The organism is Mesorhizobium sp. A623, assembly GCF_054489405.1.
Window position 1 is genome coordinate 295883 of record NZ_JBTMXB010000003.1, and the last position, 18092, is coordinate 313974.

Here is an 18092-nt window from a genome sequence, read left to right on the forward strand (position 1 = left end):
AGACGGCGCGTCGAGGGGCGCGCCGTGATGATTCCGTCATGATCCGATTGAGCAAGACACTTCGCCTCTTTGCGGCCAGCCTGTCGTTCGTGGCGGGCTTCGTCGATGCGCTCGGCTTCATTCACCTCGGCGGCTATTTCGTCTCGTTCATGAGCGGCAATTCCACGCGCATGGCGGTTAGCCTTTCCGAACATCTTTCGGACGGCCTGTTGCCCATCTCGCTGATGGGCCTGTTCCTCGTCGGTGTCATCGGCGGGACACTCCTTACCGCGCGTTTCAAAGGCGACCATGGCCGGCGCATGCTGGTCTCGCTTGCGGTCCTGCTGGCGCTTGCCGCTACCTTCGCCGCGACGGGACATGAACAACTGGCGATCCTGATGACGCCGATTGCCATGGGCGCGATGAACACCATGTTCCAGCGCGACGGCGAAGTGAGCGTCGGCGTCACCTATATGACCGGCACGCTGGTGAAGCTCGGGCAGCGCGTCGCCAATGCCCTCACCGGAGGCCCGCGCTGGACCTGGGCACCCTATCTCCTGCTATGGTTCGGTCTGGTCAGCGGTGCGATCTGCGGCGCGACGATCTATCCCTATCTCGGCTTGCAGGCGTTATGGTTGCCGGCAGCGGCGCTTCTGGGCTTGAGTTTCGTCCATGATCGGGTTCTGCGCCACGTTTGAGCGCAACCAGCCCGAAAAACGTGCGGAAACTTGAACAGAACCGGAACCTGCTTTATCTCCGCTCTGCAAAAGCATGGCACTATTCGCGGTGATTCGCGGCACTGGAAAATTGACCGGCATGGATGACGCTAACGACCTATTCGGCAGCCTCGACAAGCAGCCGCAAGCATCGCCCCGCATACCCTCGCGGCCTCTGGACCCGATGGTGCTGGCGTTGCAGAAATCTGCGACGAAGCGGACCGCCCCTGTGCCGGACGGCAGCGAAAGCTATAGCGCAGCCGACATCGAGGTGCTTGAAGGCCTGGAGCCTGTGCGGCGTCGCCCCGGCATGTATATCGGTGGCACCGACGACAAGGCGATGCACCATCTGTTCGCCGAAGTCATCGACAACTCGATGGACGAGGCGGTCGCCGGCCACGCCACCTTCATCGAAGTGGAATTGTCGGCCGACGGCTTCCTGTCGGTCACCGACAACGGTCGCGGCATCCCCGTCGACATGCACAAGAAATACAACAAGCCGGCGCTCGAAGTCATCATGACGACGCTGCATTCGGGCGGCAAGTTCGATTCGAAGGTCTATGAGACGTCCGGCGGCCTGCACGGCGTCGGCGTCTCGGTCGTCAACGCGCTGTCGGATCACCTCGAAGTCGAGGTCGCGCGCGGCCGCCAACTCTACCGCCAGCGCTTTTCGCGCGGCATTGCCGTCAGCGAACTCGAAAAACTGGGCGACGTGCACAACCGGCGCGGCACCAAGATCCGCTTCCACCCCGACGAACAGATTTTCGGCAAGGGCGCGGCGTTCGAGCCGGCGCGGCTTTACCGCATGACGCGCTCAAAGGCCTATCTGTTCGGCGGCGTCGAAATCCGCTGGACCTGCGACCCGTCGCTCATCAAGGAAAAGGACGAGACGCCGCCCAAGGCGGTGTTCCATTTCCCCGGCGGTCTCAAGGATTATCTCGGTTCTTCGCTTGGCGACGATTTCCAGGTCACCCGCGAAATCTTTGCCGGTAAAAGCGACAAGCAGGGCGGCCACGGCTCGATCGAATGGGCGGTGACCTGGTTCGGCGGCGACGGTTTCCTCAACTCGTACTGCAACACCATCCCGACCGGCGAAGGCGGCACGCACGAAGCCGGCTTCCGCAACGTGCTGACGCGGGGCCTGCGCGCCTATGCCGATCTGGTCGGCAACAAGCGCGCATCGATCGTTTCCTCGGAAGACGTGATGATCTCGGCTGCCGGCATGTTGTCCGTGTTCATCCGGGAGCCGGAATTCGTTGGCCAGACCAAGGATCGGCTGGCAACCATCGAAGCGGTGCGCATCGTCGAAAACGCCATCCGCGACCCCTTCGACCTCTGGCTCGCCGCGAACCCGCAGGAAGCCTCGAAGCTGCTCGACTGGGTGATCGCGCGCGCCGACGAGCGCGTTCGCCGACGCCAGGAAAAGGAAGTGTCGCGCAAGAGCGCGGTGCGCAAATTGCGCCTGCCCGGAAAGCTGGCCGACTGCACGCAAAACGCGGCGGCAGGTGCCGAACTGTTCATCGTCGAGGGCGATTCGGCTGGCGGCTCCGCCAAACAGGCGCGCGACCGCGCCAGCCAGGCCGTGCTGCCCTTGCGTGGAAAAATCCTCAACGTCGCCAGCGCCGGCCATGACAAACTGACCGCCAACCAGCAGATTTCCGACCTGATCCAGGCGCTCGGCTGCGGCACGCGCTCCAAATACCGCGACGAGGATTTGCGCTACGACCGCGTCATAATCATGACCGATGCCGACGTCGACGGTGCGCATATCGCCTCGCTGCTCATCACCTTCTTCTATCAGGAGATGCCGGCGCTGGTGCATGGCGGCCACCTCTATATGGCGGTGCCGCCGCTCTACTCGATCCGGCAGGGCGGCAAGGTCGCCTACGCCCGCGACGACGCGCACAAGGACGAATTGCTGCGCACCGAGTTTAGCGGGCGCGGCAAGATCGAGCTTGGCCGGTTCAAGGGGCTTGGCGAGATGATGGCGGCGCAGCTCAAGGAAACGACCATGGACCCGAAAAAGCGCACGCTGCTTCGCGTCGACGTGATCGATACCGAAAAAGAGACCAAGGACGCCATCGACGCGCTGATGGGCACGAAACCGGAAGCGCGTTTCCGCTTCATTCAGGAGCGCGCCGAATTCGCGACCGCCGACGCGCTCGACATCTGAGCAGTCGCGAGCCCGTTCAAGCAAAATTTTCCGAAAAGAGGGTTCCCGTCGCCCGTCAGGATGCTACGCCTTGGGTCATGGCTTGTCGCATGCGGGAACTGGCGTGATCTGGACGTGGATCAAGAAACATGTCGCGGCATGGTCGGGCGCCCTGCCCCGGCCGACGCGCAGCGACTGGATTTTCGCGCTGCGCACAACCATGGCCGGGCTTGTCGCCTTGCTGGCCGCCTACGCCCTGAACCTCGAACACCCGCAATGGGCGATGATGACGGTGTTCATCGTTGCCCAGCCTGTGGCGGGCATGGTGCTGGCCAAGGGCTTTTTCCGCTTGCTGGGCACGCTTGCCGGGGCGCTCGCGGGTATCGGTCTCGCTTCCGTCCTTGGCGGCAGTCCGTGGGTGTTTATCGGGGTGCTTTCCTTGTGGATCGGATGCTGCACCTATGTCTCGTCCATTTTACGCAATCCTGAAGCGTATGGCGCGGCGCTCGCGGGCTATACGGCCACGATCATCGGCTTGCCTGCCTTGGGTCATCCGCACCTGGTCATGGAACTCGCAACAGCACGTTGCGCCGAAATCATAGTCGGCATCGTCTGTGCGGGCGTGACGAGCCGGCTGTTGTTGCCGCAACTGGCAAGGGACGCAATCCGGTCGAAACTCGAGCGCTGCATCCTCGATCTTGCGGCCTATGCCAGCGGCGCCTTTGGCGACGGGGATGTGGCAAAACTGAAGACGTTGCATCGAAATCTGGTGGCTGACGCTCAGTCGCTCGGTGAGATGCGGACCTATGCGAGGCTGGAAGCCGCCAGCCTGACGACGCGGGCGCATCCTGTCCGGCGCACCATCGGCTTCTTGCTGTCGGCGCTCTCGGCGGCCCGCCTGCTGCACGCCCATAGCGCGCCGCAAAACGTGGCATTGGCACCGGCACGGCGCGACCTGGAGGCCGTTGTCAGGGATATGGCCACCAAAGCCGACGCGCTGGACGACGTCGGCCCATGGGTCGCGCGCCTGACCGCAATCTCCAGCGAGGCATCCAAGGCCGGCGCAGACGCCCGCACCGTCGGCACGCTTACCCGGCTGACCATCGCGGCCGAATTCGCCGACGCGCTGAAGGAGGTGCTGCTTGGCTTGAAAGCGTTGACCGCGCCGGCGGCCGACCGCGTGCGCGAGCGCCGCCAGCCAGCCCTTGTCATCCACCGCGACCATCATGCGGCGTGGCGCAATGCCGTGCGCGCCACGGTCGCCACGATGCTGGTGGCGGCCTTCTGGCTGGCAACCCAATGGGCGGAAGCGGTCGGCGTCGTCATCATCGTCGCCGTCGTGGCCAGCCTGTTCGCACCGCGGCCCTCGCCCGTGCAGGTGGCCTGGGGCTTCTTCAAGGGAACGCTGCTTGCCTTGCCCTTCGCCTATGTTGTCGGGCAACTCCTGCTGCCGGCCTTTCCGGGCTTCGGATGGTTCATCGTCTTCGTCGTTCCGGTCCTCATGCCGGCGGCTCTGGCAATGGCCAATCCGCGCATGGTGGGTGTGGCTACCGCCTTCGCCATCAATTTCCTGGCCTTCCTCAGCCCGCAGAAGGTCATGGTCTATAATCCCGCGGAATTCCTGGGCGGCTCGGTTTCCATCCTGATCGGCATCCTTCTGGCCATTGGTGTCTTCAAGGTCGTCTTGCCGGCAAGCCCATGGGAAACCGCGAACCGCGTCGCAAAGGCAATGCGCGAGGATCTGGCGCGGCTTTGCCTGCATGAGCGAATTCCACGGCGATCGGCGTTCGAGGCTCTCGCCTATGACAGGGCGAACCAACTGATGCCGTTGATGCGGATGCTGGGCCGCAGAGGTGACGCCTTTCTCGGCGGCAGCATCATGACGGTCGCCATCGGCCTGGAAATCCTCAAGCTGCGCCACGCACTGAAGGCCGGCGGCATGTCTGCGCGGACCACGAATGCGGTAACGAATTTCCTGAAGGACCTGGCGGCCGAGTTTCTTGCTCCCGAATCCACGCAGACATGGGCGCAGACCATCGCCAGAACACGGGAAAACGCCGCTACAGTCGCGGCTGAAGGCGACGATGCATCGGCCTTGCGGGCAGCCGCTTCGATGCGCGTCATCGCCGCCGCTGCCGAAAGCTATCCCGAATTCTTCAGTGGCAAAACTTAAGCGGCGGCTATCGCCAAAGCGTGTTCACGGGCGTTCTCGCGCAACGCGTCGAGATGGATCGACTTGACCAGTCCCGCCAGATCGCCTTGCGCCGCCTGTCCGCCCAGTTCCTTCAGCATTAGCCAGGTCACTTCCTGCACGCCTGCCAGACGCCTGCCATTGGCAACCTCTCGCCAGATTTTCAGCGCGCGCAACAGGATCGAGTGGGTTGCCGCGGCAAGCCCGGCGCTGCGAAACAGCGCATGCAGCGCCACGTCGTGCCCCGAGGCCAGCAAGGCCCTCACCCGCTGTTCCGACTGGCGGGTGAGCGCAACCAGCGCCGAACCGAAGAAGTCGACCTTGCCATGCGCGATGGTGCGGATGATGAAACTGGCGGTAAGATCGCCGCGCAAGCGCAGATGCTCGATCAGCGCCGCATGCTCTTCGGTGCGAATACCCTCGATCAGGGTAAGGGACGCCTTCACGCAGGCATCGCGCGTCACGCGCTCGGCCCGCGCCGCGCCCATCAGCGCCACGACCAGCGGCGAACCTCTCAGCGTCTCGCCCAGTTTGACCAGCAGCATGTGCCGACAATCCGCCGGAAGGCGGCGATCGGCGATCAGCGCTTCCCGCACGGACGGAATATGCCCGTGCCGCTCGGCCATGCGGCGAAAGCTGAGCGAGGCGATTTCGGCACCGCTATTGCCCAGAAGGATCGCACAGGCCTCGGGTTCACCGATCTCGGCAATGGCGGCGGCAAGCGCCATGGAAACCACCGGCCGATCTGCAATCAGGCCTTGCGTCGCCCGCTGGCCTGTAGCGACGCGATCGATGAGATCGGCGTCGCTGAGCAGCGGCGAACGCGCCAGCACAAGCCCGGCGACTTCAGGCTGGTCGGAAGCAAGGGCGGCAATGACCTGGATCGGCGCGTGACGGCTCATCGACAGCGCTTCGGCCATCGCCAGCCGCACTTTCGACGACGGATCGTCGAGCAGCAGCGTAAGCGCTGCTTCCGCAGCACAACGGTCCTCGAACTGAAGATCGACGTCGATATAGGCATGCGCAAGCGCCGTGGCCGCAGCCATGCGCTCGGCAACCCGCGCCGTTCCTATCCATTTGAGAAAATGCGAAACAACAACCATGCCTGCCCGCTTACCGCCCCGCCAAACCCTGGCCTTGGAACGGTAGGGCGAAAACATTTACAAACGGTTCACCTTGTTCGTTAAGAACTTGGCCTGCGTCGACGCTTGCGGGCATCGCATCCAGTGCTTATCAAAATCAGGTCAGGAGATCGAACATGGCCGGCCTATACCTCGAAGAGTTCCACGTCGGCCACGTCTTCCGGCACACGCTGCGCAAGACGGTGACCGAAAGCGACAACATGCTGTTTTCGGTGATGACGCTGAACCCGCAGCCGCTGCATATCGACTTCGACTTCGCCGCCAAATCCGAATGGGGCAAGCCGCTGGTCAATTCGCTGTTCACGCTCGGCCTGATGATCGGCATCTCGGTCAACGACATCACGGTCGGCACAACGGTCGCCAATCTCGGCATGAAGGAAACCGTGTTCCCGCATCCGGTCTTCCATGGCGACACCATCCGCGTCGAGACGACCGTGGTTTCGTCACGCGAATCGAAATCGAAGCCGGACCGGGGCATCGTCGAATTCGAGCACCGCGCCTACAACCAGCACGACGTTCTGGTCGCCACGTGCATCCGGCAGGCGATGATGCTGAAGAAGCCGGCCTGACCGATGCGCTCGCTGCTGTTCGTTCCCGGCGATTCGGAAAAGAAGCTCGAAAAGGGCTTTGCATCCGACGCCGACGTGGTGACCGTCGATCTGGAGGATTCCGTCGCCCCCCAAAACAAGGTTCTTGCACGCGAAATCGCATCCGGCTTCATCGCGGCGCATCGGCTCGAGACACGCGCCGCGATCTATGTGCGCGTCAACGACCTTTCCACCGGCCTGACCGACGACGACCTCGCAGCCCTCGTTCCGGTCCAGCCGGATGGCATCATGCTGCCGAAATCAAACGGCGGCCGCGACGTGCAGCAGCTTTCCGCCAAATTGAGGGTAAGCGAGGCCGAAAACGGGCTGCCGGACGGCGGCATAAAAATCCTGCCGATCATCACCGAAACGGCAGCCGGCGTGCTGGCGGCGTCGACCTATGCGGGCGCAAGTGCCCGGCTTGCCGGCGTGACCTGGGGAGCGGAGGATCTTTCGGCGGCCATCGGCGCGCGCACCGCCCGCGACGAAAACGGAGCCTATACGGACGTCTTCCGCCTAGCGCGAACCCTCACCCTGCTTGCCGCATCGTCAGCGGAAGTCGCAGCCGTCGATACGGTCTTTCCGAATTTTCGCGACATGGCCGCGTTCGAAACCGAGTGCCTTGCGGCCGAGCGCGACGGCTTTACCGCCAAGATGGCGATCCACCCCGCACAGGTTCCCGTCATCAACGCCGCCTTCACGCCCTCGGCGCAATCCATCGCGCATTCGGCGGCGATCGTGGCGGCCTTCAAGGCTGCCGGAAACCCCGGCGTTGTCGGCATCGACGGCAAGATGGTCGACCGCCCGCACCTGAAACTGGCCGAACGCCTGCTGGCGCGGGCGAAAGCCGCCGGGGTCTATTCCACCCAGGGCCCGGAATAATCCGCATAGAGGGTTGCCGGATCGGGCCGTGGCCTCTGCGGCACGTCTCCGGCATGCGTGCCGATATGGACAAAACCGACGACGCGCTCCTGCGGCGAAAGCCCCAAAATCGCCCTGCCCTCCGGCACGTCCGAATACCAGTTGGTGATCATATTGGTGCCGAAGCCAAGCGCGTTCGCAGCCAGAATCAGGTTCATCGCCGCCAGACCACCCGAAAGGAGCATTTCCCATTGGGGAATCTTGATGCTCTCCTTCGGGCTGGAAACCACGCCGACAACCAACGGCGCGCGGGCAAAGCGCGCCAGTTCCTGATTGTGCCGGGCTTCCGCCAAAGGCCCCTCACGCTGTTCGGCCAGCGCGGCAAGCTTCGTGCCGATCTCGGCTCGCGCATCGCCCCGGTAGACAATGAAGCGCCAAGGCGCCAACCGGCCATGGTCCGGCACGCGCGATGCAACGGCAATCATCGTGGCGATCTGTTCGTCGCTTGGCGCTGGCGCGCGCAAATCGGCAATCGGCACGGAGCTTCTGGTCAGCAGAAAATCGATGATCGGCGATGTCATTGGCACAACTTTCCTGTGATTTGAACCAAAGCGGGCTGCGGGTAAGATTGGCTGACTTCGGAGGGGCGCGAATGCGCTAGAGAATAAGCCTTGAAATTGCCACCGCCTTGGGCTTCAACGCAAGCATGATTGAGGGGAATTTACGCCTTCGGCAGATTGTCCTTGGGATCGCCCTTGTGGCGATGCCGGTCACGCTCGCCAGCGCGCAGGACAAGGACGGCCTGGGCCAGCTGAAGCTGCCCGGCATTTCGAACTATATCAACCCGAGGCACGAAGCGACAATTGCCAGTTCCACCAGCGGCGAAATAACGCTCAGCGCCCAGTTGACGGAAAAGGGCGCCGACATCACCCGTGGCATGGTCTGGCGCGTCTTCAGTCCCAAGGCCGACGAACACGGCAAGCTGCCGCTGGTCGCGTCCGCGCATGGCGGCAATGCGAAATTCGACCTCGAACCCGGCAGCTATCTCGTTCATGCCGCTTACGGTAGGGCCGGCGCAACCAAACGCATTACCGTCACCAAGGACGCCCGGCACGAGACGCTGGTGCTCGATGCCGGTGGTCTTGAACTGGATGCGGTTCTTTCCGGCGGCGCCCATATTCCGCGCGAAAAACTGCGTTTCTCGATCTATGAGGGCCAAGCCAAGGCCGGCAACGACGGGACCCTCATCCTGCCCAACGTCCAGCCCAACACCGTGGTCAGGCTCAACGCCGGCACCTATCACATCGTCTCGACCTATGGCTCGTTGAACGCCGTCATCCGCTCCGATATCCGCGTCGAGGCCGGAAAGCTGACCGAGGCAACGGTCGAGCACAGGGCCGCCCAGGTGACGCTCAAGCTGGTGCGGGAAACAGGCGGCGAGGCCATCGCCGATACGTCATGGATGGTGCTCACCGATTCCGGCGACACGGTCAAGGAGACGGTTGGCGCCTTCGCGCCGATGGTGCTGGCCGAAGGCGACTACACGGTGATCGCCAAGAACCGCGACCGGGCCTATCAAAAGGATTTCACCGTCGAGGCCGGGAAAAACACCGAGGTCGAAGTCATCGCCTCCGAAGACTCCGCCATCGATCCCGAAGAGGGTGCGGATTAGCGCCTGGCAATCGATTCCGTTACTTTCTCGGCATACTCAGGCTTGTCCCGAGCATCTGCGCACGTCGGAACTATTCGGGCGACGTTTGTAGATCCTCGGGACAAGCCCGAGGAAGACGACTGTTGGGGACATTCGTCAGCAGTCGGAGGCGGCCTGAGCCGCCTCCTGGCCGGGGCAATCGCTGACTTAAGCAGCTTTTTCCTTTTCGGCCAGCATCTCCCGCACCATCGGGATCACCCTGGTGCCGTAGAGTTCGATGCTCTTCATCATCTTCTCGTGGCTGGTCGTGCCTGACGAGTATTTGAGGTCGAAGCGATCATTGCCCAGCGCCCTTACGGTTGCCGCGATCTTCCGGGCCACGGTTTCGGGCGAGCCCGCATAAGTCGAGCCATGCTCGATCTCGTTGATGAAGCTCTCTTTCGTCGTCGCCGGCCAGCCGCGCTCGCGCCCGATGCGGTCATGCATGGCCTTGTAGCCCGGCCAAAGGTCCTCGCGCGCCTGCTCGTCGGTATCGGCGATAAGGCCGGGCGAATGGACGCCAAGCGGCATCGGCTCGGTGCCAAGCTGGTTCTGGGCGCGCTTGTAGAGATCGACGAACGGCAAGAACCGCTTCGGGTCGCCACCGATGATGGCAAGCGTCATCGGGATCTTGTAGTGCACCGAGCGCATCACCGATTCAGGCGAACCGCCGACGCCGATCCAGGCACTCAGCTTGCCTGTCTCGATCTGCGGATAGACGCTGACATCCTTGAGCGGCGTGCGATGGCTGCCTTCCCAACTTACCGGTTCGTTGTTCAACAGGGCTGCGAACAGGTCGAGTTTCTCGTTGAACAGCGTCTCGTAATCGTTGAGCTGGTAGCCGAACAGCGGGAAGGATTCGGTGAAGGAGCCGCGCCCGAGAATGACTTCGGCGCGCCCGTTCGACAAAGCGTTGACCGTGGAAAACCGCTCGAATACCCGGATCGGGTCATCGGACGACAAAACGGTGACGGCCGAGCCCAGCTTGATACGCTTGGTACGGGTGGCCATGCCGGCCAGCAGCACCTCCGGCGCCGAGACGGCGAAGTCGGAGCGGTGATGCTCGCCGACACCGATGAAATCGATGCCGACCTCGTCCGCGAGAATGGCTTCGTCCAGCACGTTGCGGATGACTTGCGCCTGGTGCAGCAGCTTGCCGTCGGCGTCGACGGTGACGTCGCCGAAAGTGTCCATCCCGAATTCGATTTGCTTGCTCATGGTCGTTCTCGATCCGCGGGAAATCCGGTCCTGCCGGTCGCGAAAGGGGCGCTTGTTTGGGTGAAACCGTATACTGCCCCAGGTTGCTTGATGCCAAAGATAGGGTCATCTGCCATGTTCTTCAAACTGAACGAACAGCACTCACTGTTCACCAATGCTTGACGATCATGCCGCGCCCGCCCGGCCTCGCGCGGCGGCAACGAAGCGCCTATCTTGGGGGCGGAGAAATATATGCACGACCATGTCCATAATCGGCCGGCCAAGGACCGCACCCGCAACTGGCCCGGCCCGTGGCGCAAGACGCCCGGCCGTGTATTGGGCACGGCGCTGGTGCGGCTCTACCAGTTGACGCTTTCCGGTTTCGTCGGCAATTCGTGCCGGCATCTGCCGACCTGCTCGGAATATGCCTATGAGGCGATTGCGCGGCATGGGCTTTGGGCGGGCGGCTGGATGGGGCTTTTCCGCGTGATGCGCTGCGGACCGGGCGGTACGCATGGGATCGACCCGGTTCCCGACGCGTTGGCTTCGCGCCTCCGCTGGTTCACGCCCTGGCGCTACTGGTCCATCGGAAAAAAGCGCCGCGATGCCGAAAACTGACCGCACTACGCCTTTACGCACCTGAATTGGCTGACTAGAACACCGCCGTTGCCGGACGCATCCGGCATATCGCCACCCGCGCTCGTTTGCGGGACTGGACAGGAGAAGAAAATGTCGAATTCCGTTTCCCTCACATTCCCCGATGGTTCCGTCCGCGAATACGACGCGGCGACGACCGGCGCTGGTCTTGCCGAATCCATCTCGAAGTCGCTGGCCAAGAAGGCCGTCGCCTATGCGCTGGACGGCACCGTGCGCGATCTTTCCGATCCGCTCGAAAAATCCGGCAAGGTCGAGATCGTGACGCGCGACGATCCTCGCGCGCTGGAACTCATTCGCCACGATGCGGCACACGTTTTGGCCGAGGCCGTGCAGGAACTGTGGCCGGGAACGCAGGTCACCATCGGCCCGGTGATCGAGAACGGCTTTTATTACGATTTCGCCCGCAACGAGCCGTTCACGCCCGAAGACTTCCCGGCGATCGAGAAGAAGATGCGCGAGATCATCCAGCGCAACAAGCCGTTCACCAAGGAAGTCTGGTCGCGCGAGCGCGCGAAAAAGGTGTTTTCCGACAAGGGCGAGGCCTACAAGATCGAACTGATCGATGCCATCCCCGAAGATCAGGATTTGAAAATTTACGCGCAGGGCGACTGGTTCGACCTGTGCCGCGGTCCGCACATGGCCACTACCGGCCAGATCGGCAACGCTTTCAAGCTGATGAAGGTGGCCGGTGCTTATTGGCGTGGTGACAGCAACAACCCGATGCTGACGCGCATTTACGCCACCGCCTGGGTCGACCAGAAGCAGCTCGACGACTACCTCACCATGCTGGAGGAGGCCGAAAAGCGCGACCACCGCAAGCTTGGCCGCGAGATGGACCTGTTCCACTTCCAGGAGGAAGGGCCGGGCGTCGTCTTCTGGCACGCCAAAGGCTGGAAGATGTTCCAGAACCTGATTTCCTATATGCGCCGCCGCCTCGGCGACGACTACCAGGAGGTCAACGCCCCGCAGATCCTCGATAAGAGCCTGTGGGAAACGTCCGGCCACTGGGGCTGGTATCAGGAGAACATGTTCGCGGTGAAGTCGGCGCATGCCTTCATGCATCCGGACGACCCGGAGGCCGACCAGCGCATCTTTGCCTTGAAGCCGATGAACTGTCCGGGCCATGTGCAGATCTTCAAGCATGGCTTGAAGTCCTACCGCGATCTACCAATCCGGCTTGCGGAATTCGGCAACGTCCACCGCTACGAGCCTTCCGGCGCGTTGCACGGGTTGATGCGGGTGCGCGCCTTCACGCAGGACGACGCGCATATTTTCTGCACGGAAGAGCAGCTTGAAGCCGAGATCATGAAGATCAACGATCTTATGATGTCGGTCTATAAGGATTTCGGCTTCGAGGAAGTGGTCGTCAAGCTTGCCACGCGGCCGGAAAAGCGCGTCGGCACCGATGTCATGTGGGATCATGCGGAGGAGATTCTCAAGCGTGCCCTAACGCGCATGGCGCGCGAAGACAACCGCATCAAGACCGGCATCAACGAGGGCGAAGGCACATTCTACGGGCCCAAGTTCGAGTATACGCTGAAGGACGCCATCGGCCGCGAATGGCAATGCGGCACGACGCAGGTCGACTTCAACCTGCCGGAACGTTTCGGCGCTTTCTATATCGGTTCGGATTCGGAAAAGAAGCAGCCGGTGATGATCCACCGCGCCATCTGCGGCTCGCTGGAGCGTTTTCTGGGCATCCTGATCGAGAGCCATGCCGGCCAGATGCCGCTATGGTTCGCGCCGTTGCAGGTGGTGGTGGCGACCATCACCTCGGACGCCGATGAATACGCCGAAACAGTCGTCAAACGGTTGAAAGCGGCGGGCCTGATGGCGCAAGCCGATCTGCGCAACGAGAAAATCAACTACAAGGTCCGCGAGCATTCGCTGGCCAAGGTGCCGGTCATGCTGGTCTGCGGCAAGCGCGAGGCCGAGGAAGAAACGGTCAATATCCGCCGGCTGGGGTCGCGAGACCAGCATTCGCTGGGTCTTGCCGAGGCCGTGGCGATGCTGACCGAGGAAGCAGTGCCGCCCGACCTGAAGGCCTGAGCCTTCGACCGAAAAGGAAACGGCGGCGGAGCGATCCACCGCCATTTTCTTTCCTGCCAATACCGCGCGTGAACCGAGGCGGCTCAGGCCGCCTCTTCCGCCTGCTTCTTCTCGATCTGGTCGAGGCAATCGACCACCGCGTCGAAGGTCAGCATGGTCGAGGCGTGGCGCGCCTTGTAGTCGCGCACAGGCTCCAGATATTTGAGGTCGGCGAAACGGCCTTCCGGCGGCGGGCCATTTTCCTTCAGCATCTTCAGCATCGTTTCGCGCAGGCCGCGCAATTCTTCGGCGGTCGCCCCAACGACATGCTGCGCCATGATGGACGACGAAGCCTGGCCGAGCGCGCAAGCCTTCACATCGTGGGCGAAGTCGGTGACGACCCCGTTGTCCATGGTGAGATCGACGGTCACGGTCGAGCCGCATAGTTTGGAATGAGCCTTGGCCGTGGCGTCCGGTTGCTCGAGCCTGCCTATGCGCGCGATATTGCCGGCAAAAGACAGAATTTTCGTGTTGTAGATATCGTCGATCATGATTTTTCGCTCCCTCGCCGCCCGACGAACAGCGATTGCCGCTTGCGCATCTTTCATTTGCAACGCCAACCCTTATATAATGCTGGTGTTCCGGGAACGGCAAGGCGACTAGCGCGTCTAACATTTCGGAACCACGTCACGCCGCTTCGGGCCGTATTTCAGGCGATCCGCAAAAGGCTGTGGTCCGTTTAACTCGTCCCTCCATCGAGAGGGACTACGGGAGAAGCCTCTATGGACGCCATTATCCGCAATTCTTTCTCGCCCGTGGAACATGCCGCAGCCGCGCCTGCCGAGCGGCCTAGCCAGGCCGAAGTGGAGGCCGCCGTCCGTGTGCTTTTGCGCTGGACTGGAGACAATCCGGAGCGTGAGGGCCTTGTCGATACGCCCAAGCGCGTGGCCAAGGCCTATCGCGAAATGTTCGGCGGCTACGACATGAACCCGGCCGAGGAACTTGGCCGGACCTTCGAGGAAGTCGCCGGCTATGACGATCTCGTCATCGTCAAGGACATCGAATTTCACTCGCATTGCGAGCATCACATGGTGCCGATCATCGGCAAGGCGCATGTCGGCTATTTGCCGGACGGCAAGGTGGTCGGCCTTTCCAAGATCATCCGCGTGGTCGATATTTTCGCCCATCGCCTGCAGACGCAGGAAGCGATGACGGCGCAGATCGCCAGCACCATTCAGGACGTTCTCAACCCGCGCGGCGTCGCCGTCATGCTCGAAGCCGAGCATATGTGCATTGCCATGCGCGGCATTCGCAAGCAGGGATCGACCACACTGACCTCGACATTCACCGGCGTGTTCAAGGACAATCCCGAAGAGCAGGCGCGTTTCATCAGCCTGGTTCGCAGCGGCGGCAAATAAGGCCAACCCGAAGACAAGGACGGCCATGTCGGCGCTCGATTTTCTTCAGCCCTCCCCTGATAAGAGAAATCTGGAAGAAGGCACGGTCTTCTCGCCGCGCTTCGATGCCAGTGGGCTGGTTACCGCCATTGTCACCGACGCCACCGACGGCATGCTGCTGATGGTCGCGCATATGAACGCTAGAGCCCTGGCGCTTACGCTGGAAACCGGCATCGCTCACTATTGGTCGCGCTCCCGTTCCGCCTTGTGGAAAAAGGGCGAGACTTCGGGAAACGTTCAGCAGGTGGTCGAAATTCGCACCGATTGCGACCAGGACGCCGTGTGGCTTCGCGTAAAAGTTCTGGGCCACGATGCAACCTGCCATACCGGCCGGCGTTCCTGTTTCTATCGGACGGTGGAACTCGTCGATGGCAGGGCCAACCTTGCCATTGATGGTAGCGAGCCACTGTTCGATGCCGAAAAGACGTATCGAAGCACCTGACTGAATGTCTGATGTAATCCACACCATCGTTCACTATTTCGATACGGCCCAGATGCTAATGTGGGTATGGGACAAGGGAGATCGTGATGCTCGAGTGGGCGTCATTACGCAGCAGAGCTGACCTGAAGGAGGCCAACGGCCCGGCCTCCGCAGGGGGTGTCGTTGACGCGGCACCGCCCAGGAGGTCCGGTATCGCCCTGGCTCTTGGCGGCGGCTGCGCCCGCGGCTGGTCGCATATCGGCGTGCTGCGCGCGCTGGACGAAGCCGGCATCGAAGTATCGATGATCGCGGGAACCTCCATTGGCGCGCTCGTTGGCGGCTGTTACCTCGCCGGCAAGCTGGACCAGTTGGAGGAATTCGCCCGCAGCCTCACCAAGCGACGCCTTTTCGGCCTTCTCGACCTCAATCTTCGCGGTAACGGCCTGTTTGGCGGGATGAAGCTGGATTCACGGTTGCGCGAACATGTGGCCGGCATCCTCATCGAGGACCTTCCCAAGCCATTCGTCGCCGTCGCCGCCGAAATCCGGACCGGTCACGAGATATGGCTGTCGAGTGGTTCGCTGGTGAGCGCCATGCGCGCCTCATACGCCCTGCCCGGCGTGTTCGAGCCAGTGAACTGCAACGGCCGCATGCTGGTCGATGGCGCGCTCGTCAATCCCGTGCCGGTATCCGTATGCCGCGCCTACGAGCAGCCCCTCGTCGTCGCCGTCAATCTCAACAATGACAATTTCGGACGCGCGGCCGTCATCCGTCACAATGCCGGCGAGTTGACCATCGAACGCGAGGCTCCGGCCCCGAGGTTCCGTCAAAGCGACGCGGAAGCCAAGGAAAGCCGCCTCGGCATCACCGGCGTCATGGTCGAAGCCTTCAACATCATCCAGGATCGCATTTCGCGGGCGCGGCTCGCCGGCGACCCACCCGATCTGGCGCTCCACCCGAACCTCGGCCATATCGGCATGACCGAATTCCACCGCGCCGACGAAGCCATCCGCCTTGGCTATGAAGTGACAATGGCGCGGATGCCTGAGTTGCAGCGGCTGCAATCCGTTCTCGCCTAGTTCGTAGGACGAGTTAATAGGGGCAGGAAAGCTTACCAGCCATTTACGACCATAGGCTACCAACGTTCTTGTCCCGATTCGCTGGAACAGGAATGCCATGAACAAGGCCCTCACCTCATTCGCGCTGGTTACCGTTTTTTCGGGGCTGCTCATGGCGCTCAGCCTTGCAGTCGCAAGGCATGGCTACCCTTTCGGAGCGGTCGGCGTGAAGCGGCTGGACGCCATTGCCGACGCTGCGACCTTCCTGCCGCTCGCCGCCGTCTATTTCTTCAGCGCGATGTTGATGATGATCCTGCCGATCCGGGCGGCCGGCCTTGTCCTGGTGAATGCGGCCGACACCGTTTTCTGGACCACCATCGTTTTGTTCGCCACCATCGTCGGCGGCTTGCTGGCGCGCTGGGCCTACGGCCAGAGCGATGTTCTATGGGCGCTCTGGAACTGGCGGTTCCTGTTTGTCGCAGCCATAGCCGGATGCCACCTCGTCATGAACGACCTTCGGCGCAATATCCTGCTGCGCAGCCTTTTCCTGGTGGTCTTCGCCCTGGCGACGCTTGCGTGCCTGTTCTGGTCGTTCACGCTCTGACGGGTCAAGCTGACAGCGGCATGCTCTCTCCTAGTTTCTCGCCCGGCAACAACATGTCCCGTGCCATGATGCCGCTGACGCGGCAAAAGGCGCTGAAGGCCCGGCAAGCGTCCTCTGTCGAGACCACGTCGACGCTGGCGCCGAAACAGGCATCGAAAGCCCCCTGATAAAGCGGCCCCTGGCGGCCGACCGGCCATTCCTGAAGAAAGTCCAGTGCCTGCTCGACACTGTAGATTTCCTCGACCGGCTGGCCGGCTGCACCGGTTATGCGAACCGGTATCGCAAATTGCGACTTGTTCATCGTATCCGTCGCGCGGTCGCTGTTGGAGCAACGCCGCCCGTCCTTTTTTATTGATTTCGGCAAGTCTGGCACCGGATTGTGACCCAAGTGCGGACGCATCGCTTCGCGCACAAATCGACGCTCCGGCCACTTGGCTCTTGAACAGCGGGCGCTCTGGTGCCAAATCAGCGGTGAATTTCTCCGAGCCCCTAACCATCGGCAAGATGAACATGGTCACCTATCTCGACGCCGAAACGGCCCCGTTGCGCAATACCGGCCAGATTCGTCTCTACGGCGAATCTGGATTCGAGGGCATGCGCAAGGCCTGCAACCTCACCGCGCGCTGCCTGGACGAGTTGGCGGACCGGGTAAAGCCGGGCGTCACCACCAACGCGATCGACCGTTTCGTTTTCGAGTTCGGCATGGACCATGATGCCATTCCCGCGACGTTGAACTATCGCGGCTACACGAAATCGTCCTGCACCTCGATCAACCACGTCGTCTGCCACGGCATTCCCGACGACAAGCCGCTGCGCGAAGGCGACATCGTCAATATCGACGTCACCTACATTCTGGACGGCTGGCACGGGGATTCATCGCGCATGTATCCGGTTGGCACCGTCAAGCGCGCCGCCGAACGCCTGATGGAGGTCACGCATGAATGCCTGATGCGCGGCATCGCCGCGATCAGGCCGGGCGCGCGCACGGGCGCCATCGGGGCCGCAATCCAGACTTATGCGGAAGCTGAGCGCTGCTCGGTGGTGCGCGACTTCTGCGGCCACGGCGTCGGCCAGATTTTCCACGACGCGCCCAATATCCTGCACTACGGCACGCCGAGCGAAGGCATCGAGATGCGGCCCGGCATGATCTTCACCGTCGAGCCGATGATCAATCTCGGCCGTCCGCATGTGAAAGTCCTCTCGGACGGCTGGACGGCGGTGACGCGCGACCGCTCGCTGTCGGCGCAATACGAACACGCCATCGGCGTCACCGACACCGGCTGCGAGGTTTTCACCCTGTCGCCGAAAGGCCTCGACCGGCCGGGCCTGCCCGCCTAGTATCCTTGACGGGC

Annotated in this window: 18 protein-coding genes; 13 read left to right on the top strand and 5 right to left on the bottom strand. The window is 62.3% G+C overall.

From position 1 onward, the window contains the following. Positions 1-38 precede the first annotated feature (38 nt). From ACX3P1_RS05330 to ACX3P1_RS05340, 3 genes are all read left to right on the top strand, one after another. The gene (locus ACX3P1_RS05330) at positions 39-677 is read left to right on the top strand and encodes a YoaK family protein (RefSeq protein ID WP_459078508.1); all 639 of its coding nucleotides are present in this window, start codon (positions 39-41) and stop codon (positions 675-677) included. Positions 678-795: 118 nt separating this feature from the next. Further along, entirely contained in the window at positions 796-2868 is a 2073-nt protein-coding gene (gene parE / locus ACX3P1_RS05335) for a DNA topoisomerase IV subunit B (RefSeq protein ID WP_459078509.1), read from the top strand. 103 nt (positions 2869-2971) lie between these two features. Next, positions 2972-5020 (top strand): FUSC family protein, encoded by a 2049-nt coding sequence (locus tag ACX3P1_RS05340; RefSeq protein WP_459078510.1) that lies wholly within the window; start codon positions 2972-2974, stop codon positions 5018-5020. Here ACX3P1_RS05340 and ACX3P1_RS05345 read toward each other — a convergent pair. Continuing rightward, positions 5017-6141, bottom strand: coding sequence for a DUF2336 domain-containing protein (locus tag ACX3P1_RS05345; protein WP_459078568.1), 1125 nt, complete (start codon positions 6139-6141; stop codon positions 5017-5019). The genes ACX3P1_RS05340 and ACX3P1_RS05345 overlap by 4 nt on opposite strands. Before the next feature lie 155 nt (positions 6142-6296). Here ACX3P1_RS05345 and ACX3P1_RS05350 point away from each other — a divergent pair, with 155 nt between their 5' ends. Then, positions 6297-6749, top strand: coding sequence for a MaoC family dehydratase (locus ACX3P1_RS05350; protein WP_459078511.1), 453 nt, complete (start codon positions 6297-6299; stop codon positions 6747-6749). A 3-nt stretch (positions 6750-6752) separates the two neighbouring features. Next, positions 6753-7649 (top strand): HpcH/HpaI aldolase/citrate lyase family protein, encoded by an 897-nt coding sequence (locus ACX3P1_RS05355; RefSeq protein WP_459078512.1) that lies wholly within the window; start codon positions 6753-6755, stop codon positions 7647-7649. On the opposite strand, the gene ACX3P1_RS05360 is transcribed toward ACX3P1_RS05355, so the two are convergent. After that, positions 7625-8209: a nitroreductase family protein gene (locus tag ACX3P1_RS05360; RefSeq protein WP_459078513.1), complete on the bottom strand. Its 585-nt coding sequence runs from the start codon at positions 8207-8209 to the stop codon at positions 7625-7627. The two genes, ACX3P1_RS05355 and ACX3P1_RS05360, sit on opposite strands and share 25 nt — an antisense overlap. A gap of 125 nt (positions 8210-8334) precedes the next feature. On the opposite strand from ACX3P1_RS05360, the gene ACX3P1_RS05365 reads away from it, so the two are divergent. Continuing rightward, positions 8335-9300, top strand: coding sequence for a hypothetical protein (locus tag ACX3P1_RS05365; protein ID WP_459078514.1), 966 nt, complete (start codon positions 8335-8337; stop codon positions 9298-9300). Positions 9301-9486: 186 nt separating this feature from the next. Here ACX3P1_RS05365 and ACX3P1_RS05370 read toward each other — a convergent pair whose 3' ends face one another. Next, positions 9487-10536 (bottom strand): LLM class flavin-dependent oxidoreductase, encoded by a 1050-nt coding sequence (locus tag ACX3P1_RS05370; RefSeq protein WP_459078515.1) that lies wholly within the window; start codon positions 10534-10536, stop codon positions 9487-9489. Positions 10537-10767: 231 nt separating this feature from the next. Here ACX3P1_RS05370 and yidD point away from each other — a divergent pair, with 231 nt between their 5' ends. Both yidD and thrS read left to right on the top strand, forming a co-directional pair. Continuing rightward, entirely contained in the window at positions 10768-11133 is a 366-nt protein-coding gene (gene yidD, locus ACX3P1_RS05375; RefSeq protein WP_459078516.1) for a membrane protein insertion efficiency factor YidD, read from the top strand. Between the two features lie 111 nt (positions 11134-11244). Next, the gene (gene thrS / locus ACX3P1_RS05380) at positions 11245-13221 is read left to right on the top strand and encodes a threonine--tRNA ligase (protein ID WP_459078517.1); all 1977 of its coding nucleotides are present in this window, start codon (positions 11245-11247) and stop codon (positions 13219-13221) included. A gap of 83 nt (positions 13222-13304) precedes the next feature. Here the strand turns inward: thrS and ACX3P1_RS05385 are convergent, their stop codons facing one another. Further along, the gene (locus ACX3P1_RS05385; protein ID WP_459078518.1) at positions 13305-13751 is read right to left on the bottom strand and encodes an iron-sulfur cluster assembly scaffold protein; all 447 of its coding nucleotides are present in this window, start codon (positions 13749-13751) and stop codon (positions 13305-13307) included. Between the two features lie 231 nt (positions 13752-13982). Between ACX3P1_RS05385 and folE the strand changes: the two genes are divergently transcribed. The 4 genes from folE (at position 13983) to ACX3P1_RS05405 (ending at position 16740) form a co-directional block, all read left to right on the top strand. Further along, complete coding sequence (folE, locus tag ACX3P1_RS05390; RefSeq protein ID WP_459078519.1) at positions 13983-14618, top strand: GTP cyclohydrolase I FolE; 636 nt, start codon at positions 13983-13985, stop codon at positions 14616-14618. 25 nt (positions 14619-14643) lie between these two features. After that, the gene (gene hisI / locus ACX3P1_RS05395) at positions 14644-15099 is read left to right on the top strand and encodes a phosphoribosyl-AMP cyclohydrolase (RefSeq protein ID WP_459078520.1); all 456 of its coding nucleotides are present in this window, start codon (positions 14644-14646) and stop codon (positions 15097-15099) included. An 86-nt stretch (positions 15100-15185) separates the two neighbouring features. Beyond that, positions 15186-16157 (top strand): patatin family protein, encoded by a 972-nt coding sequence (locus ACX3P1_RS05400; RefSeq protein WP_459078521.1) that lies wholly within the window; start codon positions 15186-15188, stop codon positions 16155-16157. A 97-nt stretch (positions 16158-16254) separates the two neighbouring features. After that, positions 16255-16740: a hypothetical protein gene (locus ACX3P1_RS05405; protein WP_459078522.1), complete on the top strand. Its 486-nt coding sequence runs from the start codon at positions 16255-16257 to the stop codon at positions 16738-16740. Between the two features lie 4 nt (positions 16741-16744). Here the strand turns inward: ACX3P1_RS05405 and ACX3P1_RS05410 are convergent, their stop codons facing one another. Further along, positions 16745-17008: a DUF982 domain-containing protein gene (locus ACX3P1_RS05410; RefSeq protein WP_459078569.1), complete on the bottom strand. Its 264-nt coding sequence runs from the start codon at positions 17006-17008 to the stop codon at positions 16745-16747. Positions 17009-17250: 242 nt separating this feature from the next. On the opposite strand from ACX3P1_RS05410, the gene map reads away from it, so the two are divergent. Then, positions 17251-18078, top strand: a complete 828-nt coding sequence (gene map / locus ACX3P1_RS05415) for a type I methionyl aminopeptidase (RefSeq protein ID WP_459078570.1) — start codon at positions 17251-17253, stop codon at positions 18076-18078. Positions 18079-18092 lie beyond the last annotated feature (14 nt).